The organism is Pseudomonas sp. LBUM1664, from assembly GCF_059695895.1.
Genome location: NZ_CP166791.1, coordinates 6,202,230 through 6,220,666 on the forward strand (window position 1 = coordinate 6,202,230; position 18,437 = coordinate 6,220,666).

Genomic DNA, 18,437 nt, shown 5'->3' on the forward strand with positions numbered 1-18,437 from the left:
AGATAGAGGCCAAATCTTTATGGATCTGTTCGAGGCAATGCAGGTATTTGTTCGGGTGGTTGAGCGCGGCTCGTTCTCGGCGGTCGCCAGGGAGCTGAACCTTGGCCAACCGGCGGTGAGCAAGCAGATCCGCGCCTTGGAGCAACATCTTGGCGGGGCGTTGTTTGCCCGTAGCACCCGCCATCTCGCGCTGACCGATCAGGGACAGCGCTTCTACGCCCAGAGCAAGGAAATCCTCGCCAGCCTGAACACGGCCCGGCTCAGTTTCGCCAGCGGGCAGGAACAGATCGCCGGCCCCCTGCGCGTGGCAGCGCCGGTGAGTTTCGGGCGGTTGTGCATTGCGCCCTTGGTGGGCGAGTTTCTGGCGCGCCATCCACAAGTCCGGATCGACTTGAGGCTGAGCGATCAAAACGAAGACGTGCTGAAGGAAAACATCGACGTCGCCATTCGTATCGGCGTGGTGAAAAACGAAGGGCTGGTGGCGGTCTCCCTCGGCGACAGTCCGCGCCGGGTCTATGCCTCTCCCGAGTATTTGCAACAACACGGCACGCCGCACGAGCCGGCTGACTTAGCCCGCCACAACTGCTTGGGTTTCACGCTGCTGGAACATTACGACGTCTGGCGATTCAACCAGGATGACAAACAGCACTGTGTGACGATCAAAGGCAATGTCACCAGCAACAGTAGTGAGGCGATCCGGGAAATGGTGCTTTGCGGGCTGGGCGTTTCGCTTTCACCGCAGTGGTTGTTCGCCGCGGATGTTCGCCAGGGAACCGTGTCTACCCTGCTTGCCGATTACCGGCCGGTGGCACTGCCCATCAGCGCCGTGTTCAGCCACGACCGACGTCGCTCGGCACGAACCCGCGCCTTCGTGGACTTTCTGCGCGAGCGCCTTTGAAAGACCGATCGGCAAATTGAAAAAAGTTGAGAACGGGCAACGGTTCAAGCGTCGGGACCGTTGTCCACGGGCTGTACCGGCGGTTGGCCTGGCTCGGCGTCTTCGGTCTCGTCAGCTGGCAGGAAATCCTTGCGGCTCTGGGCGATGGCCCGGCGTATTTCGTCGCCCTTGGTGGGGCAGTTCTTGAGGCGGGCGATGCCGTCGGGTTTCTGCGTCATCGCCATCCTCCGGCTGAAGTGAACAGAGCTCGATAGTGCTCGCTTTTGGCGCGTGATGCCAATTTTGTGGCTGGAGGGTCGTTGCGCAAGCCAGCGGGAGCAAGCTCCCGCGCCACTGTTAGGGCTGCTTCGCAGCCCAGCAGGAATAAATCCCTAGCCGCAGGGGTTGGATTAACGGTGATAGCGCCGTACTACGCTGCTGTTACGCAGCACATGGCCGTTGATTTTTTCCATCAATTGGGCGCGCGTAAGACCTGCGGGCAAGGCCTCCGGTGGCAGGTCCAGGGCAAAGAGCTGAATCACATAGTGATGAGCACTGTCGCCAATGGGCGGGCAAGGGCCGATGTAGCCACGGGTGTTCTTGCTGTTGATACCGCCCATGCCTTCCAGCACGGATTTAGTGCCCGCACCCGCGGGAATTTGCCGCGTGGAAGCCTTGATGCCGTAAAGGACCCAGTGGTCGACGCCCTGACCCCTTTGGCCGTCAGGGTCCAACATGACGATGGCATAGCTGAGGGTCCCGGGTGGGCCGGCGTTCCAACTCAGGGCCGGGGAAATGTTCTTGCCACCGCAATTGTTGGCATCACTGGCGGCCGCAGCGGTGAAGAGGCGGTCGTCTGACACACCAGGGATGTTGAGGGTGAAACGCTCCTCGGCCTGGGCAGCCCCTTGTGCACACAGCACCAAGGCGACGGCCGCCAACCAGGGGGTGAGGGAGTTCAATCGGGTCATACCGGGCACCTTATGCGGATCAGGCCATGGACGGCTTGCGAACTATAGCCGCAGCGCCCACTAGGTTGCAGTGACAATTATGCTGCTGTGCGCTGGAATTCAGGTCGCAAGGCGCCTTATCCGTTTTTTTTCATCATCGCAGGAGCGGTCGAAGGCTGCGATTTCTCGATGTTCACGAGCACGACGCAGAACCTGTAGGAGCCGAGCTTGCTCGCGATAGCGTCGATTCAGCTTGCATCGATGCCGACTGAGCGCAGCCCTCGGCCGCCCCCTACGCGGAATGATCGGCCGAGAGATGGATAACGCGGGGCCGTTCCAGTGGCGCGAGAGGCGGCAGTTGAAGGTCCGGGCTGAGCAAATGGAAGTGTGGCACGACGTGGCTGATGTCACCCTCCGGGTTGTTATGGATGATCTTTGAGCCCGGCTGACGCAACGTGTCCAGACGCTCCTCGGTCAATTTGAAACTGTCACTCAAACCTTGATCGTCCACCACCGGGGCGGGCAGTCGCCGCTGGGCGAAGCTACGGCTTTTACGCTGCTGATAGCGCGCCCAGGTGATCAGGATCGCCGCGTTGACCAGCGCCACCCAGCCATAGATCTGCAACGTCCCGAGGGTGTCCAGTAACGAGCCGCCGAGGCGCGGGCCTGAATGGCTGGCGAAGAGTGGCCAGAGACCGTTGACCAGCAGATACAGCAGCCCGACCCACGCCAGCACCGTGAAGAAAACATCGATGACCACCAGAAAAGGCCTTTGTCGGGTCCTGATAATTTTCATCGGATCGCTTCCTCTTCTTCATCATCGAACGGTTTGATGCCGCGATCCGGGCTGACCCAGCGCGCACGCTTCTGATGCTGCCCGAACAGCACTTTTGGAAAACTCACCAGTGTGGTGAATAGGCTGATCAACCAGAACACCAACGGATACCAGACCACCCAGAACATGATGTGCCACAGCCCTTTTTCGTAGCGGCGGTCGATCAGGATGCTCACCGCGAATTGCATCAGGCACACCGCCGCCAACAACAGCCCGGTGAAGGCTGGCGGCAGGAGGTGATCGACCGCGATGGCCGCCGGCATTTCAACGAATTTACCGGCGCCCCAGAAGATCACCGACAGCAGGAAAGTGAACGCCCAACCGGTGGACAGACAATATTCGAACAGCAGCGGCCACAGGTAGCGATGACGGTATTGCCAGATGCCTCGAATGTTTTTGAACAGCACCTCCGCGCCGCCCTGGGCCCAGCGCAGCCGTTGCCGCCATAAACCGCGCAGGGTTTCAGGCATGAGAATCCAGCACAGGGCGCGGGGTTCGTAGAAGATGCTCCAGTGGTCCAGTTGCAGCTTCCAACTGATGTCGATGTCTTCGGTGATCATGTCCGGGCTCCAGTAGCCGACCCGATGCAGGGCCGTGCGACGGAAAGCGACGATCACGCCGGAGACGGTAAAGATCCGTCCGAAGACCCGCTGGGTACGCTTGATCAGGCCAATGATCGAGGAGAACTCACCGACCTGGACCCGGCCCACCAGGGTAGACCGGGTGCGGATACGCGGGTTGCCGGTCACCGCGCCGAGGCGGGCGTTTTCCAGCAGCGGGGCTACCAGATAGGCGCAGGTATTGGGCGCCAGCAGCGCGTCGCCGTCGATGCACACCAGGTATTCACTGCGCGCCGCGATGGCACCCATGCGCAGGGCCACGGCCTTGCCCTGGTTTTCCGCCAAGTGCAGCACGCGCAGGCGTGGGTCTTCAGCCGCCAGTTGGTCCAGCATCTGGGCGGTGTTGTCCTTCGAACCGTCGTTGATGGCGATGACTTCGATGTTCGGGTAATGCTGGCCCAGCGCCGCGTGAATGGTGTCGGCGACGTTGTCGCCCTCGTTGAAGCACGGGATCAGGATGCTGATCAGCGGCTCGCCGGCCAGGGGCGGCGGCAGGGTGTCGTCCTTCCACGGCCAGTGGCGCTCCCAGTGCAGCCAGAAATACAGGCCGCCGGCGATCCACAGCGCGGACATGAACAGCGGGTAAAAGAACACGAAGTCCATCAGGAATTGCCCGGTGACCAGGAAGATCAGGCCCAGGGGTACCCCAAGGACAATCGCCAGCACCAGCAGGGCGAGCAGTCTGTCGAACATGTCAACGATTCCATTTGTTGGAGAGCGCGGGCCGCACGGCTTTCACGGCGGGCTGGTCTTCGATGAAGTTGTCCGGGTAGTAGCCGAAACTGGTCACGCCTGAACGCTTGAGGCGCCCCATCCATTCGGCCAGTTGTTTACCGTCGATATCCCTGACCGGTTTGCTGTGCCAGTCACGGGCCTGCAGTTCGAACACCGTGCGCTTGAGCGCACCGGGACGGGCCTTGACGGTATCCACCAGGCGTTCAAGCCAGGGGCCGGATTGCTGAAGGGTCTGTTTTTCCATCAACGGCATGGCCATCGGTGCCGTCCAGTCATAGGCGCCGAGGAAGTCGTCGAGGTTCTGGGCGAACCAGGCTTCGCTTTCAGGATTGAGCATCGGTTCGGCAAAAATATTGCGCGCCGTCAGCACCTGCGGGCCACGAATCGCCCGGACCTTGGCGGTGAGTTCATGGGTGAAGTCGATCAGGTAGCGGCTCTTGAAACGGGTCCAGCGTTGCAGTGTCGCCGGGTCGTCCCTCAGGGCAGCGAGGGACGTCGGCAGGCCATTGGCGGCATACACTTTCAGGGCGGCGGGACTGGCATCCTCGAAATCGGAAAACACCGCGTCGTCATGGTACAGAACACCGTCCACCGAACTCATCCGCGCCAGGTCTTCATAGATTTCGCCGATGACCCGCCGTACGTTCGGGTCGAAGGGCGACAAGCGTACGTATTGGTCCGGGGCGATGCCGGTTTTGCCGGTTTCCGGATCCCAACGCTGTACGCGCGACAGCTTCGCGTCCAAGGCAAAACTGAGCACGGGCATCCAGGCATAGACCTTGGCGTTGGCCCGGGTGCGCAACTGCCACGCAACCCGGTCAAACAAGTCGGCCCGTACCGGCAGGTGACGGTTGGGGAAATACAGCGAGCGCACCAAGCCGTCGCCTTTCGGATCGGCGAAGGCCTGCAGGAATACGGTGTTGGCGCCCAGGTCATAAATGCGCTGGACCAGCTTGCCTACGTTCTCCTCCTGCTGCACGGGGTCAGGGTCGTAGACGTAATCCAGGTCGACATGGACCACCCGCATCGGGTCAAGCGCCTGCACCGAAACGATGCTTTCGGCGAAGTGAGCGCCATCCGGATCGGAGGCCACCAGAAAGCGCGGGCCGCTCATGAGATTATCGAGGCTGTCGAGGCCGTCCTCCAGGGTCAGGGCCATTTGATAGCCTTCGCTGCCGATCACCTGCAACGCGGTACCGTCGGCTTCCCCATATGGCCAGACCCAAACGCGCGGACTGTAACCGGCGACCTTGCGGATCTTCTCGGAAATGGCCGCCACGTCCTTGCGCAAGCGAGCCTGAAAATCGGCTTCGCTTTCATAGCGGCCGGTAGCGGGGTCGTAGCGTCGGGTGGTCGCCGCAGGTTGCTGGTTGCCTTGTGGGTTGGCGAGTACACCTTTGTGATTGGCGTCGGTGTGGGCGGCGATTTCCACCAGGCCCGATTTCGAAACCTCGCGAATCTGCTCCCAGGTCAGAAACTCGGAACGCTTGCGCGGCACACCGGCGAAGTCCACCGTTTGATTCAGCGGCGTATCGACCCAGCTACCGACCGGGGCCAATATCGCCGGCCAGTTATAGGCGCGCAGAATGGGCATGACCCGGGTGTAGAAGCTCGAGTAACCGTCGTCGAAACTCAGCAACACCGCACGCGGCGGCAGGTTCGGGCCGCCATTGCGGGCAGCGAGGATCTGGTCCACCGTGACCGGCTGGTAGTTATTTTCCCGCAGCCACGCCAGTTGTTCGATCAGGCGCTCAGTGCGCACGGCCACCAGCGCCTGGTCCGGGTCTCGGTCCTCGACATCGTGATAGGCAATGCCAAGCACATGGTTCTTCGGCCACGGGGCGTCGTTGGCCGCCAGCGGACGCTGTGTGGGCGGCGTGAACGCCGGGGCCTGCTGGGCACAAGCGCTGATCAGCAAGACCCCCAGCAGAAGGATGAATCGCGAAATGACAGGCATCTTCAAACTCTTCTAGAAGCGGTAGGTGAGGTCGACAAGCAGGCGCAGATCGCTTTCGCGGTCGCCGTCATACGGACGGTTGAGCCAGCTCAGCATGGCGCCTGCCTCTAACACGTCGTTCCAGATGAAACGCTGGCCGTAGCCGAGCAATCCCATGGCACCGGTGCTGTAGTCGCGCTGGCTATAGGTACCGGCCCCCACTTGGAACTGCTGACTCCAGGTGGTTTCGTAGCGGCGGTACAACACGTGGTTGGCGCTCACGGTCGGCATGACGGTGAAGTCCGACTTGGGGTTGAAGTACGGCACTTCCTCGGAACCGCTGTTGCGGCTGGCCCCCACCTCCAGGCCCAGCTCAACTTGCAGCCGCGGGGCGCTGTAGAGACCTTCGCGACCGGTGAGCAGGGCTTCGAGACGGTTATTGCCGTCGCTGAAATGAGACGGGCTGACAGCCAGCCGCCACTCGCGACTTTCATTGGCACGCCAGCGGATAAAACCGCTGCCGCCGTTGGCACGAATGCCACTGTTGAGCGCCCGTAGCGGGGTCTCGGCCGAGAGGTAATCCAGGCTGCCGCCGTACTGCCAGTGGTCATTGATGTCCCGAGCCACGGCCAAGCGAGCGCCCTGTTTGTCACCAGAACCGTACGAGTGGTTGGACACCTCGGCTTCCAGCGTCATGTCACGGGTGCGGCGTTCCACGCCCAGACGCTGCCAGCGGTGATGGCCGGTGCCTTCCTCAAAGTCGCCGGTGGCGTAGCCGGCACCACCGAATAAGCGCCAGTCTTCGTCGATGGGTGGGCTGTAGAGCAGCGTTTCGATACCGAAATCCCGACTGCCAGTGACCGCCCCGGCGTCACCGTTGCCACCGCCGTAACTCTTGCCGGTGTAGGTTTCGATGCGCAGTTCAGCCATGTCATGCACGTCGCGCTGGCGTTGCAGGCGTTTGACATGAGCGTCTTCCGGGTAGCGGTCGACCACGTCGTCGGTCAGCGCATCCATCTGCCGCCACTCCTGCAAATCCATGGCCGCACGGGCCTGGGTGATTTCCAAGTCGCGATTGCGTGGGATCGTAGCCTCGACTTCCTTGAGCAGGCCTTCGGAACGACGCGGCCAATCACGGGCCTGGTACAAGTCGGCCTGGGCCAGGCGCATACCGGTGTTGCCGGGCCCTTGATTAACCAGATCGTCCAGATGCGCCTCGGCGGAAGGCAGGTCGGCGCCGTAAGTACCGGCCTGGGCCGCGAGCTGCTGGGCGTCCATCCATTCATCGTTGGGGTTACCGATTGGCAACCCCTTGAGCTCGACGCGTGGCGGCTGGGATTTGGCCAGGTCTTCGGCCAGCACACGGGCCTCTTCGGATTTTTCACTTTCCAGCAACGCGTAGTAGAGCGCCGTGCTGTCTTCGAATCGGTCCGCAGCATCGGCATCGGGCGCCGTCAGTACACGGCGGTACAGCTCGACGGCGATCTCCGGCTCACGCTGCTCCAGGTAGGAAGAAGCCACCCAGCGCAGGGCATAAGTCGGAATGCCTACACCTTCGGCGACCAGCTTCTGATATTCGGCAATCACTTGCGCCCGACGGGCGCGGGCGTTGAGCGCGCCCATGCGGTCGATGCGCCAGCGGAGCACGTCGTCATGGGCCTCGGCCACCGGGGTCCAGGTGGCGAGCAACTTGTCGTAATCGGCCAGGGCGCGGTCAGCAATGACGAAGCGATCCTTTTCGGTGCGGCTCGCCATGTCCGCCAGACGCACCCGTTCAGCCGCCACATCGCCTTCCAACCGCCGTTGCACGCCATGGTCGATCAGTCCCGGCTGTAAACGAGCCAGGCGCAACGCCGGCTCCGGCAAGCGGGCACGTTGCAGGGCGACGATGTATTCGCGCGCAACCTCGGGCTTGTTACCAGCGCGGGTAAAGGCCTGGTCGTATTCGAACAACGCTTCGTGGGGGTTGCCGGCGCGGGTCAGGGCATAGCCCAAGGCCAGTCGGCGCGTCGGATCTTCAGGTTTGGCGGTGACCATGGCCCTGGCGCGGTTGACAGCTTCGTCGGGCTTGCCGGCATCGGCCTGGGTCAAGGCCAGGCCAAGTTGCAGGTCGGGGTTCTGAGGGTCGATCGCCAGCGCCTGGCGATACAGTTCGGTAGCCCAATCCCAGCGCTTGAGGTTGCGATAGGCGCGGGCTGTTGCGGTCAGCGCCTGGACCGGCAGGTCGCGATAGCGGCCCTGGGTTTCATAGACCTTCACCACTTCGGCGTCGAGACCGGCCCAACTGGCGATCTGCAGATGATCGCTGATCTGCGCGGCGCTGGCCTGGCCGGCCGGTACCTGGCGCAACACGGTCAACGCAGGCGTGTAATGGCCTGCCCGGGCATCACGGACCATTTGATCATAGGCGGTATCGGCAAATGCCAGCGCCGGCCAGCACAATTGGCTGCACAGCACTACGCGAAACAACGGGCGTAAACCACATTGAATAAAAGGACCCACAGTACGCGGCATTCGTCAGCATCCTTACATGGCCAGCCGGGTCGCAGTGCCCCCTTGCCCATCAAACAGGAAGCCGGATCAAAGGAATCCAGCCAAGCTCTAATAGGCCTAGTTTTGCACTCCCGGACAGGTCATTTTTCAGAACGCCACAATTCTTCAGAATCGACACAAACTCCGGCGATGGGATTGTGCGGACAAAAAAAAGCCTGGCCCGTGCGCATTGCGCGGGCCAGGCTTTGGAGGTTGCCTGAGAGGCGTTACTGGATAGCGACGCCGCCGCCAAGCTTGCTCATTACAAATGCCGAGAATTGTTCAACGGTCATTTTCTGGCCGTTGAAGTCGACCTGATTGTTGGCGTAATGCAGTTTTGTGACAACATCGCTACCTTCAAGCGTCGCCAATTCTGTACCCACCGCCATGGCACTGAACATGTCGCTGGTGGCGATGGCCTGGTCGGCGATCAGTTTGGCGTCGGTCTGACCTTCCATTTGCGCCTGCACGGTCAGCAGATCCACCAGCATCGGCTTGGATACTTTCAGGTTGAAATCCAGAAGGGCGAGCAACTGACGACCCAGTTCATCGGGTGGCAGGTCCATGGATTGCGGCTTGGCCAGATCGACGACCAAGGTCGCGCGGCTTTCACCATTGGTGGTGTTGAACGACAGGTTTTCCAACGCCACTTGCGGGCCGCCAGCCAAGAGTTTTTCCAGGTCGGCCTTGACCTGCGTTTCTTCGGCCTCGGTCAGGTTCAACTCCGGCGTCGGTTCGCCAGCTTCAGCAGCCTCGGCAGCAGCCTTTTCGTAGGGTTGCAGCTTGGTCTGGTAGATCTGCATCAGCGACATGGTCGCAGGGATGTCCAGATTCTTCAGGCTGACCGCCATCTGCGCCGAACCAATGACCTTATCGTTGAACGACAATTCACCGATCTTGTAATCGGCACGCCCCGAAGCACTGGTGCCGCTCTCGGTGCTGTTGTTCTTCATCTCGAAATTCTTCAGGCCCAGCACCGACTTCTTCTCACCGAAGGTGGCCTTGGTGCTGCTCAGCAGCAGGGTGTTATCACCCATGTAGTAACCGTAAGGGCTTTTGCTCAGGTTGCTGGCCAGTGTCAGGCCGTTCAGTTCAACCTGCACCGGGGTCTGATCTTCGGCGACGGTGGTCAGTTTGAAGCTGTCCATATAACCGTCAGCCTTGATTTTCTGTGCCTGGGCGCTGGCGGCCAGGTCGAGTTTCAGGCCAGAGAAGGTGAGCTGGGATTGCTCATCCAGCTTGATATCCAGGGGCAACAGCTCAAAGGTACCGTTGGTGGATTGGTCGTAACCCAGGTTGATCACGCCTTTGAGCGGCGACTTGTCCTTGGCGGCGACAAACCACTTTTCAGTCAGCGGGGTCCGCTCAAGCTCGCTGTGGCTGGTGGCCATGACCGGCAACCACCTGAGCGTCATCAAGCGCGAAAACGGTAGCGGGCCGTGTTCGATATTGTCGACGAACAGCAGCTCAACCGGTTCTGCACCAAACATTTCGCCTTCGCCCTTGAGGCGGTAACGGGCGGTACTGCTGAAAATCCCGCGATCCAGGGAAACCAGCTCGATCGACGCGGTGCCATTGGACCCGGCCAAGGCCGTTTGCATCTGTTTGTTGCTGTCGGCGATAGCGGTTTGCAGCACTCCTTCGAGCTTCGTGCCGGTGTACCAGGCGCCACCTGCGCTGACTGCACCGATAACCACAACGATTCCCAGAAGTACGCTTGCTGATTTATTCATGAGTGACCCGATCGATATCCATGGTTAAAAATGTCGTCGTCTTCCCTGACCCGCAAAGGGTGTGGCTCGACGCCGTGAAGTGGAGGGAGATTACCATCAGGCGCACCAGCGGGCCCAATGTTTAAAGGGGTAAAGAGTGTTCTTGAGAGGTAATCTACGAATATTGGACTTCAATCTCGTCCAGTTGATGGTCAAAGGTCTTGAGCCGGGCGGTCCAGGTGTACACCAGCACTTCGAAATCGCGATTGATCACTGCCGCGCCTGATGACTCTGCCCGAGAGTCGCAGAAGTCCAGTTGGTAGCGCTCCCGAGCCATGGCATTAGCGACGTCACACAGCTCACGGGCGTTGTTGAGCCAATGCCAGCCATCCTGGGTGACTTGCTTGTCCAAGACAGCACATTGGGTCTTCAGGGCTTCTAGGCTTTTTTCCAGCGGGGTACCGGTGAGCTCACCCATGACTTCCTGGAATGTGCGGCCAGGCTGCCAGTAGCTGCCCCAGAAATAACGGTCGAACACCGTCTCGACCCGACGGAGCGCAACCTTGGTGTCCCAGATCAACACCAGCGTCTTGCCTTGCTCAAGGTGTTTTTTCTTGATGCGTTGGCCCTGAAAGGACGCCCAGGCCACGATTGCGATGGATATCACGCCGATCAGCGCAGCTGCGCTATCCAGGAATAGCAGCGCCCTGTCGATCTGGTGAGTCAGCATGACGCCATAGAAATAAGTGGCTGAAAGCAGCATCAACGCCGCAATGGCGCACCAGAAGCCGGGAGCATAAGGGTTTTTCATTATTGGAATCCCCATGACCAGTGACGTCGTGGGCCGCTTTTTTTATCAGTGCCCCGACAATCACAGCATAGCAACGGCCTCAGGGTTTGCCGGGGTGTCGACAGCAATCAGGGGCTTGATCCGATTACCGGCCCAAAACGACAAAACCCCTGTCTGCATCAGCAGACAGGGGTTTGGGGAATTCAATCTTGACGATGACCTACTCTCACATGGGGAAACCCCACACTACCATCGGCGATGCATCGTTTCACTGCTGAGTTCGGGATGGGATCAGGTGGTTCCAATGCTCTATGGTCGTCAAGAAATTCTGTGACCGGCCCGTTCAACAGCAACGTGCCAGTGAAAATCGATAACTTCTACTAAAACAAAACCCCTACCTGCATCAGCAGATAGGGGTTTCGGAATTTAATCTTGACGATGACCTACTCTCACATGGGGAAACCCCACACTACCATCGGCGATGCATCGTTTCACTGCTGAGTTCGGGATGGGATCAGGTGGTTCCAATGCTCTATGGTCGTCAAGAAATTCGGTAGCCGGCGCGTGTCTAAACACGTTCCAGCGAATGGGTATGCGATAGTTTGTGTGTTTGTCTCGAACTTTCGGTTCATGTCGTCTTCACACACCGCAATCTGCTGCCCTGTGTTAAAGAGCCGATGCAAATTGCTTGGGTGTTATATGGTCAAGCCTCACGGGCAATTAGTACAGGTTAGCTCAACGCCTCACAGCGCTTACACACCCTGCCTATCAACGTCGTAGTCTTCGACGGCCCTTCAGGGGACTCAAGGTCCCAGTGAGATCTCATCTTGAGGCTAGTTTCCCGCTTAGATGCTTTCAGCGGTTATCTATTCCGAACATAGCTACCCGGCAATGCCACTGGCGTGACAACCGGAACACCAGAGGTTCGTCCACTCCGGTCCTCTCGTACTAGGAGCAGCCCCTCTCAAATCTCAAACGTCCACGGCAGATAGGGACCGAACTGTCTCACGACGTTCTAAACCCAGCTCGCGTACCACTTTAAATGGCGAACAGCCATACCCTTGGGACCGGCTTCAGCCCCAGGATGTGATGAGCCGACATCGAGGTGCCAAACACCGCCGTCGATATGAACTCTTGGGCGGTATCAGCCTGTTATCCCCGGAGTACCTTTTATCCGTTGAGCGATGGCCCTTCCATACAGAACCACCGGATCACTAAGACCTACTTTCGTACCTGCTCGACGTGTCTGTCTCGCAGTCAAGCGCGCTTTTGCCTTTATACTCTACGACCGATTTCCGACCGGTCTGAGCGCACCTTCGTACTCCTCCGTTACTCTTTAGGAGGAGACCGCCCCAGTCAAACTACCCACCATACACTGTCCTCGATCCGGATAACGGACCTGAGTTAGAACCTCAAAGTTGCCAGGGTGGTATTTCAAGGTTGGCTCCACGCGAACTGGCGTCCACGCTTCAAAGCCTCCCACCTATCCTACACAAGCAAATTCAAAGTCCAGTGCAAAGCTATAGTAAAGGTTCACGGGGTCTTTCCGTCTAGCCGCGGATACACTGCATCTTCACAGCGATTTCAATTTCACTGAGTCTCGGGTGGAGACAGCGCCGCCATCGTTACGCCATTCGTGCAGGTCGGAACTTACCCGACAAGGAATTTCGCTACCTTAGGACCGTTATAGTTACGGCCGCCGTTTACCGGGGCTTCGATCAAGAGCTTCGCGTTAGCTAACCCCATCAATTAACCTTCCGGCACCGGGCAGGCGTCACACCCTATACGTCCACTTTCGTGTTTGCAGAGTGCTGTGTTTTTAATAAACAGTCGCAGCGGCCTGGTATCTTCGACCGGCGTGGGCTTACGCAGTAAATGCTTCACCCTCACCGGCGCACCTTCTCCCGAAGTTACGGTGCCATTTTGCCTAGTTCCTTCACCCGAGTTCTCTCAAGCGCCTTGGTATTCTCTACCCAACCACCTGTGTCGGTTTGGGGTACGGTTCCTGGTTACCTGAAGCTTAGAAGCTTTTCTTGGAAGCATGGCATCAACCACTTCGTCACCCAAAGGGTAACTCGTCATCAGCTCTCGGCCTTAGAATCCCGGATTTACCTAAGATTCCAGCCTACCACCTTAAACTTGGACAACCAACGCCAAGCTGGCCTAGCCTTCTCCGTCCCTCCATCGCAATAACCAGAAGTACAGGAATATTAACCTGTTTTCCATCGACTACGCTTTTCAGCCTCGCCTTAGGGACCGACTAACCCTGCGTCGATTAACGTTGCGCAGGAAACCTTGGTCTTTCGGCGTGGGTGTTTTTCACACCCATTGTCGTTACTCATGTCAGCATTCGCACTTCTGATACCTCCAGCAAGCTTCTCAACTCACCTTCACAGGCTTACAGAACGCTCCTCTACCGCATCACTTGCGTGATACCCGTAGCTTCGGTGTATGGTTTGAGCCCCGTTACATCTTCCGCGCAGGCCGACTCGACTAGTGAGCTATTACGCTTTCTTTAAAGGGTGGCTGCTTCTAAGCCAACCTCCTAGCTGTCTAAGCCTTCCCACATCGTTTCCCACTTAACCATAACTTTGGGACCTTAGCTGACGGTCTGGGTTGTTTCCCTTTTCACGACGGACGTTAGCACCCGCCGTGTGTCTCCCATGCTCGGCACTTGTAGGTATTCGGAGTTTGCATCGGTTTGGTAAGTCGGGATGACCCCCTAGCCGAAACAGTGCTCTACCCCCTACAGTGATACATGAGGCGCTACCTAAATAGCTTTCGAGGAGAACCAGCTATCTCCGAGCTTGATTAGCCTTTCACTCCGATCCACAGGTCATCCGCTAACTTTTCAACGGTAGTCGGTTCGGTCCTCCAGTTAGTGTTACCCAACCTTCAACCTGCCCATGGATAGATCGCCCGGTTTCGGGTCTATTCCCAGCGACTAGACGCCCTATTAAGACTCGCTTTCGCTACGCCTCCCCTATTCGGTTAAGCTCGCCACTGAAAATAAGTCGCTGACCCATTATACAAAAGGTACGCAGTCACCCAACAAAGTGGGCTCCCACTGCTTGTACGCATACGGTTTCAGGATCTATTTCACTCCCCTCTCCGGGGTTCTTTTCGCCTTTCCCTCACGGTACTAGTTCACTATCGGTCAGTCAGTAGTATTTAGCCTTGGAGGATGGTCCCCCCATATTCAGACAAAGTTTCTCGTGCTCCGTCCTACTCGATTTCACTTCTAAGATCCTTTCGCGTACAGGGCTATCACCCACTATGGCCGCCCTTTCCAGAGCGTTCCGCTAAAATCAAAGAAGCTTAAGGGCTAGTCCCCGTTCGCTCGCCACTACTAAGGGAATCTCGGTTGATTTCTTTTCCTCAGGGTACTTAGATGTTTCAGTTCCCCTGGTTCGCCTCTTGCACCTATGTATTCAGTACAAGATAACCATCTTATGATGGCTGGGTTCCCCCATTCAGACATCTCCGGATCAAAGTCTGTTTGCCGACTCCCCGAAGCTTTTCGCAGGCTACCACGTCTTTCATCGCCTCTGACTGCCAAGGCATCCACCGTATGCGCTTCTTCACTTGACCATATAACCCCAAGCAATCTGGTTATACTGTGAAGACGACATTCGCCGAAAATTCGCGATTAAACTCACAAATTTTACCTTAGCCTGAGCCATCACCAGTGAAAGTGATGTTCAGTCTATCTTTCTATCACATACCCAAATTTTTAAAGAACGAACTAGTCAAAGACTAGAAATCAACATTCACCATCACCTTGATGGAATGCTCATTTCTAAGCTTTATACAATCGAAGCAGTAGTGGTGGAGCCAAGCGGGATCGAACCGCTGACCTCCTGCGTGCAAGGCAGGCGCTCTCCCAGCTGAGCTATGGCCCCATAACAAAATTGGTGGGTCTGGGCAGATTCGAACTGCCGACCTCACCCTTATCAGGGGTGCGCTCTAACCAACTGAGCTACAGACCCAATTTCGAGCTTGTAACTGTTAGCCATGAGCTATCAGCTTGGAGCTTAAAGCTGCTTCTATCGTCTTCTTCAATGAATCAAGCAATTCGTGTGGGAGCTCATGAAGCAGCTGCGGTCGTCGATTAAGGAGGTGATCCAGCCGCAGGTTCCCCTACGGCTACCTTGTTACGACTTCACCCCAGTCATGAATCACACCGTGGTAACCGTCCTCCCGAAGGTTAGACTAGCTACTTCTGGTGCAACCCACTCCCATGGTGTGACGGGCGGTGTGTACAAGGCCCGGGAACGTATTCACCGCGACATTCTGATTCGCGATTACTAGCGATTCCGACTTCACGCAGTCGAGTTGCAGACTGCGATCCGGACTACGATCGGTTTTGTGGGATTAGCTCCACCTCGCGGCTTGGCAACCCTCTGTACCGACCATTGTAGCACGTGTGTAGCCCAGGCCGTAAGGGCCATGATGACTTGACGTCATCCCCACCTTCCTCCGGTTTGTCACCGGCAGTCTCCTTAGAGTGCCCACCATTACGTGCTGGTAACTAAGGACAAGGGTTGCGCTCGTTACGGGACTTAACCCAACATCTCACGACACGAGCTGACGACAGCCATGCAGCACCTGTCTCAATGTTCCCGAAGGCACCAATCTATCTCTAGAAAGTTCATTGGATGTCAAGGCCTGGTAAGGTTCTTCGCGTTGCTTCGAATTAAACCACATGCTCCACCGCTTGTGCGGGCCCCCGTCAATTCATTTGAGTTTTAACCTTGCGGCCGTACTCCCCAGGCGGTCAACTTAATGCGTTAGCTGCGCCACTAAGAGCTCAAGGCTCCCAACGGCTAGTTGACATCGTTTACGGCGTGGACTACCAGGGTATCTAATCCTGTTTGCTCCCCACGCTTTCGCACCTCAGTGTCAGTATCAGTCCAGGTGGTCGCCTTCGCCACTGGTGTTCCTTCCTATATCTACGCATTTCACCGCTACACAGGAAATTCCACCACCCTCTACCATACTCTAGCTCGACAGTTTTGAATGCAGTTCCCAGGTTGAGCCCGGGGATTTCACATCCAACTTAACGAACCACCTACGCGCGCTTTACGCCCAGTAATTCCGATTAACGCTTGCACCCTCTGTATTACCGCGGCTGCTGGCACAGAGTTAGCCGGTGCTTATTCTGTCGGTAACGTCAAAACACCAACGTATTAGGTTAATGCCCTTCCTCCCAACTTAAAGTGCTTTACAATCCGAAGACCTTCTTCACACACGCGGCATGGCTGGATCAGGCTTTCGCCCATTGTCCAATATTCCCCACTGCTGCCTCCCGTAGGAGTCTGGACCGTGTCTCAGTTCCAGTGTGACTGATCATCCTCTCAGACCAGTTACGGATCGTCGCCTTGGTGAGCCATTACCTCACCAACTAGCTAATCCGACCTAGGCTCATCTGATAGCGCAAGGCCCGAAGGTCCCCTGCTTTCTCCCGTAGGACGTATGCGGTATTAGCGTCCGTTTCCGAGCGTTATCCCCCACTACCAGGCAGATTCCTAGGCATTACTCACCCGTCCGCCGCTCTCAAGAGGTGCAAGCACCTCTCTACCGCTCGACTTGCATGTGTTAGGCCTGCCGCCAGCGTTCAATCTGAGCCATGATCAAACTCTTCAGTTCAAACATCTTTGGGTTTTGAGAAAACCCTAAACTTGGCTCAGCAATCGTTGGTTACATCTTTGATTTCTCGCGGAGTAACTTGTGATGCTGATAATCTGTTGACTAGCAGTCTGACTCCACAAGCACCCACACGAATTGCTTGATTCAGTTGTTAAAGAGCGGTGGGTTGAGCCTTTCGTCTCAACCGAGGCGCGCATTCTACAGCGCCTGGTGTTGCTGTCAAGCGGTTATTTTAAGAAGTTTTCAAAGTTTCCTCTGCAACTTCAACCACTTGCGCTTCTGATCTCTCATCAGCGGGAGGCGAATTCTACAGCGTTACTCGCTGCTGTCAACACCTCTTTTTCAACCCCTTCCAGGCTTCGATGAACTGAAGCGGGCCGCCGTCGAAAACCGTGTAACTCATTGAAACTCAAGGAGTTTTCCGTTTCGACTGCGCCGGAAGTGGGGCGAATTATAGACTTCCAGAATCTGCCGTCAACCCTTAATTTTGCTTTTCTATCAATAAGTTGCAGAACACCTGAAAACAGCCGCTTGCGCCCTCTAAGACCTCCTTCTATATAGAAGACAGATTCAAAGGACCCCCGCCTCTCTATAAGCCGTTACCGTCGCTTCCTCCAACCCCAGCACTCGTTGCAGCACCTCCAACGTGTGCTCCCCTAATAAAGGAGGCGCACTGCGATACTCCACTGGCGTCTCGGACAGTCGAATTGGGCTGGCCACCTGCGGCACTTTCCCGGCCAGCGCATGAGGCAACTCCATCGCCAATCCACGAGCCTGCACCTGAGGGTCGGCAAACACCTGGGCCAGATCGTTGATTGGCCCGCACGGCACACCGGCCTGCTCCAACTGAACCACCCACTCGGCAGTGGTCTTGAAGACCGTCGCCTGGCGAATCAGTGGAATCAATACCGCCCGGTTCGCCACCCGCAGCTTGTTGGTCGCGAAACGCGGGTCATCAGCCCACTGCGGCTGACCGGCAACCTCGGCAAACTTTCGGAATTGGCCGTCATTACCCACGGTAAGGATGAAGTCACCGTCAGCAGTAGGAAAATCCTGATACGGCACGATGTTCGGATGAGCGTTACCTAACCGCTTTGGCGCATTACCCGTGGTCAGGTAATTCATTGCCTGGTTAGCCAGGCAAGCCACCTGAACATCCAGCAAGGCCATATCGATATGCTGCCCACCGCCCGCATGATTGCGGTGAGCCAGCGCCGCCAGAATGGCAACGGTCGAATAAACACCGGTGAGGATATCCGTCAGCGCGACCCCGACCTTCACCGGCCCCGCCCCTTCATCCCCTTCAGGCCGGCCAGTGAGGCTCATCAAGCCACCGAGCCCCTGAATCATGAAGTCATACCCGGCGCGCTTGGCGTAAGGACCGGTCTGACCAAACCCGGTAATGGAGCAATAGATCAATTGCGGGTTGCTCGCCTTCAGCGAATCGTAGTCCAGCCCATAAGCCGCCAGGCCACCCACCTTGAAGTTCTCGATCAGGATGTCGGACTTGGCCGCCAACTCTCGCACCAGCTTCTGCCCCTCGGGACGCGTGAAGTCGATGGTGACCGACTGCTTATTCCGATTGGCCGACAAATAATAGGCCGCCTCGGTCGTATTCTCGCCATACGCATCCTTCAGGAAGGGCGGCCCCCAGGCGCGCGTATCGTCACCATTGCCGGGACGCTCGACCTTGATAACCTCAGCCCCCAGGTCCGCCAGGATCTGCCCGGCCCACGGCCCAGCCAATACCCTCGATAAATCCAGTACCCGCAGGTGCGAAAGCGCGCCCATAACGTCCCCC

10 protein-coding genes, 2 tRNA genes and 4 rRNA genes are annotated in these 18,437 nt (G+C 57.6%); 1 reads left to right on the forward strand and 15 read right to left on the reverse strand.

Translation table 11 applies throughout. From position 1 onward, the window contains the following. Nucleotides 1-19 precede the first annotated feature (19 nt). On the forward strand, nucleotides 20-898 hold the full coding sequence (locus ACA047_RS28740; protein ID WP_497355257.1) for a LysR family transcriptional regulator: 879 nt from the start codon (nucleotides 20-22) through the stop codon (nucleotides 896-898). A gap of 44 nt (nucleotides 899-942) precedes the next feature. On the opposite strand, the gene ACA047_RS28745 is transcribed toward ACA047_RS28740, so the two are convergent. The 15 genes from ACA047_RS28745 to ACA047_RS28815 form a co-directional block, all read right to left on the reverse strand. Then, nucleotides 943-1,116, reverse strand: a complete 174-nt coding sequence (locus ACA047_RS28745; RefSeq protein ID WP_497355259.1) for a hypothetical protein — start codon at nucleotides 1,114-1,116, stop codon at nucleotides 943-945. Between the two features lie 171 nt (nucleotides 1,117-1,287). Then, nucleotides 1,288-1,848, reverse strand: a complete 561-nt coding sequence (locus tag ACA047_RS28750) for a YbhB/YbcL family Raf kinase inhibitor-like protein (RefSeq protein ID WP_497355261.1) — start codon at nucleotides 1,846-1,848, stop codon at nucleotides 1,288-1,290. A gap of 271 nt (nucleotides 1,849-2,119) precedes the next feature. Then, nucleotides 2,120-2,623 carry a poly-beta-1,6-N-acetyl-D-glucosamine biosynthesis protein PgaD gene (gene pgaD, locus ACA047_RS28755; protein WP_497355263.1) on the reverse strand — a complete coding sequence of 168 codons (504 nt, stop codon included), beginning with the start codon at nucleotides 2,621-2,623 and terminating at the stop codon, nucleotides 2,120-2,122. Continuing rightward, entirely contained in the window at nucleotides 2,620-3,975 is a 1,356-nt protein-coding gene (gene pgaC / locus ACA047_RS28760) for a poly-beta-1,6-N-acetyl-D-glucosamine synthase (RefSeq protein WP_497355265.1), read from the reverse strand. Before pgaC ends, pgaD begins: the two co-directional genes overlap by 4 nt. A 1-nt stretch (nucleotide 3,976) precedes the next feature. Beyond that, nucleotides 3,977-5,974: a poly-beta-1,6-N-acetyl-D-glucosamine N-deacetylase PgaB gene (gene pgaB, locus ACA047_RS28765; RefSeq protein WP_497355267.1), complete on the reverse strand. Its 1,998-nt coding sequence runs from the start codon at nucleotides 5,972-5,974 to the stop codon at nucleotides 3,977-3,979. A 12-nt stretch (nucleotides 5,975-5,986) separates the two neighbouring features. Continuing rightward, nucleotides 5,987-8,467, reverse strand: a complete 2,481-nt coding sequence (gene pgaA, locus ACA047_RS28770; protein WP_497355269.1) for a poly-beta-1,6 N-acetyl-D-glucosamine export porin PgaA — start codon at nucleotides 8,465-8,467, stop codon at nucleotides 5,987-5,989. Nucleotides 8,468-8,712: 245 nt separating this feature from the next. Next, on the reverse strand, nucleotides 8,713-10,218 hold the full coding sequence (locus ACA047_RS28775) for a YdgA family protein (RefSeq protein ID WP_497355271.1): 1,506 nt from the start codon (nucleotides 10,216-10,218) through the stop codon (nucleotides 8,713-8,715). 154 nt (nucleotides 10,219-10,372) lie between these two features. Next, the gene (locus ACA047_RS28780) at nucleotides 10,373-11,008 is read right to left on the reverse strand and encodes an NADH:ubiquinone oxidoreductase subunit N (protein ID WP_497355273.1); all 636 of its coding nucleotides are present in this window, start codon (nucleotides 11,006-11,008) and stop codon (nucleotides 10,373-10,375) included. 186 nt (nucleotides 11,009-11,194) lie between these two features. After that, a 5S ribosomal RNA gene (gene rrf, locus ACA047_RS28785) occupies nucleotides 11,195-11,310 on the reverse strand. A gap of 107 nt (nucleotides 11,311-11,417) precedes the next feature. Then, nucleotides 11,418-11,533: ribosomal RNA gene (gene rrf / locus ACA047_RS28790) — 5S ribosomal RNA — on the reverse strand. Between the two features lie 153 nt (nucleotides 11,534-11,686). Beyond that, a 23S ribosomal RNA gene (locus ACA047_RS28795) occupies nucleotides 11,687-14,578 on the reverse strand. 235 nt (nucleotides 14,579-14,813) lie between these two features. Further along, nucleotides 14,814-14,889 (reverse strand) — tRNA-Ala (locus ACA047_RS28800). 10 nt (nucleotides 14,890-14,899) lie between these two features. Then, nucleotides 14,900-14,976 (reverse strand) — tRNA-Ile (locus tag ACA047_RS28805). 123 nt (nucleotides 14,977-15,099) lie between these two features. Beyond that, nucleotides 15,100-16,636, reverse strand: a 16S ribosomal RNA gene (locus ACA047_RS28810). Together the 16S, 23S and 5S rRNA genes with 2 tRNA genes alongside form the textbook arrangement of a ribosomal RNA operon. 570 nt (nucleotides 16,637-17,206) lie before the next feature. Next, on the reverse strand, nucleotides 17,207-18,427 hold the full coding sequence (locus ACA047_RS28815) for a CaiB/BaiF CoA transferase family protein (protein WP_497355275.1): 1,221 nt from the start codon (nucleotides 18,425-18,427) through the stop codon (nucleotides 17,207-17,209). Nucleotides 18,428-18,437: the final 10 nt, after the last annotated feature.